Consider the following 1,513-nt stretch of genomic DNA (forward strand, 5'->3'; position numbering starts at 1 on the left):
TTTCGATGTTCCGGATTTCTTGTCCATCTTCGCTCCATAATGGCTTTGATGAACCAGAAATCCTCCGTCGCTCAAACCCCTAAATCTGTCCGGTAGGTGCTGACGTCAGACACAGCACGCCTCAGGTCGCTATTGTTGTTCTACGATGAACTGCGAACAATAGTGCCGCACGTCGATCAATCTCACGTAGCCAATAGAGAACATGTTGCCGAACTCGTCGATGTTGGCTGCAAAATCGATTTCTTCGATCCATCATACCGCTACTCGGATTGGATTGACGATGGGGAAGTAGGCAAAGCTTTTGATCGGCTCGTTGCGCAATGCTCAAATAAGGCAACGAAAAAATGGAAATTTGACAAGATACGATTTGATGAGTGGGGTGTCGCTGATTGGGATCAGGAAGACGAAATCAATGAATTCGCTCGAAGTGGTTGGTCTATGATCGCCGCTCAGAAGATTCCGGAATCGAAGCTTGAAGAGTTGCGTCATAAGCGGGTCGCAATACCAATGCGGATGTACCGAAACCCGGAAACCGGACAGGTCGTTGAGGAAAACCCTGTCCTCATGCACCCGGAGATCGGCGATTTCATATTGGCTCGACTCGCGAGAGAAATTTCGCAGCAAGAACGGGTGGAGGAGCGAACTTGAGAAGGTTGACCGAGAGCTCGACAAGATGGTCGATGCCATTCTTCAGGGCTTCCCGCCGACGAAACTCAAAGACAAGGCCGAGAAGCTGGAGGCGAGGAAGGCGGAGTTGACCGAGCTTCTGGACAATGCCGACGAGCCGCCGCCGTTGCTGCACCCGAACATGGCACGGATGTATCAGGATCGGGTCGCGAAGCTCTGCGAGAACCTGCAATCCGAGGAAGATCGAGGCGCCGCCGTCGATGTGCTTCGGTCACTGGTCGATGAGATTACCCTCGTGCCCGAGAACGGCGAACACTCCATCGTCCTTCGCGGCGACCTTGGGGGCGATCCTGCGCTTCGCCGCCGGTAAACAAAACCCCGACTTCCTTTCGGAGGCCGAGGCTTTGGACAATCTGCTTTCGCAGAAATCGTTGGTTGCGGGAGTAGGATTTGAACCTACGACCTTCAGGTTATGAGCCCAAAGGTGAACGATTCCAATAACTTAATGAAAACAATCGCTTGCGCGATAAGGCTTTGTTTTGGCGCGACTTTCACCCTCGCATTCGTCAGCAACAGTTCGGATTCACATGCAAAGTCAGCGCAAAGCCCGCAGTCGCAGGTTGATGTGGCGTTGATGTAAATAGCCCCCTGCCTGGTCTATGATCACCTCATTGTGAGAATGAATGGAGCAGGTTTCGAAGCAACGGCTCTTTGCTGACTTTCATCACAGGCCGCGACGCCGCGATGCAGCTCACGCATTCCGGCCGTTCGTGCATCTCGCAGCATTTTTTCGACGGCAATGACCGGATCGCGGAGATGCTGTTGAAAAAGTCGATGTGTAAGCGCGGCGAAAATAGCGGCTGAAGTCTTCCTGCTCGGCTCTTCA

General features: G+C 52.9%; 3 protein-coding genes. 2 read left to right on the forward strand and 1 reads right to left on the reverse strand.

From position 1 onward, the window contains the following. Positions 1 to 135: 135 nt before the first annotated feature. Both MB818_RS21825 and MB818_RS21830 read left to right on the forward strand, forming a co-directional pair. Positions 136 to 648: a hypothetical protein gene (locus MB818_RS21825; protein WP_238906538.1), complete on the forward strand. Its 513-nt coding sequence runs from the start codon at positions 136 to 138 to the stop codon at positions 646 to 648. A gap of 25 nt (positions 649 to 673) precedes the next feature. After that, the gene (locus MB818_RS21830; RefSeq protein ID WP_234237917.1) at positions 674 to 997 is read left to right on the forward strand and encodes a hypothetical protein; all 324 of its coding nucleotides are present in this window, start codon (positions 674 to 676) and stop codon (positions 995 to 997) included. Between the two features lie 293 nt (positions 998 to 1,290). On the opposite strand, the gene MB818_RS21835 is transcribed toward MB818_RS21830, so the two are convergent. Beyond that, positions 1,291 to 1,513, reverse strand: a 223-nt coding sequence (locus tag MB818_RS21835) for a hypothetical protein (RefSeq protein WP_238906540.1), incomplete at its 5' end; no start/stop codon positions are given.

It is taken from the genome of Ruegeria alba, from assembly GCF_022321465.1.
GTDB classification, from domain to species: Bacteria; Pseudomonadota; Alphaproteobacteria; order Rhodobacterales; family Rhodobacteraceae; genus Ruegeria_B; species Ruegeria_B alba.

Excerpts from the sequence above, each read along its gene's own strand:
- MB818_RS21830 (WP_234237917.1), top strand. The coding sequence starts at position 674 with ATGGTCGATGCCATTCTTCAGGGCTTCCCGCCGACGAAACTCAAAGAC.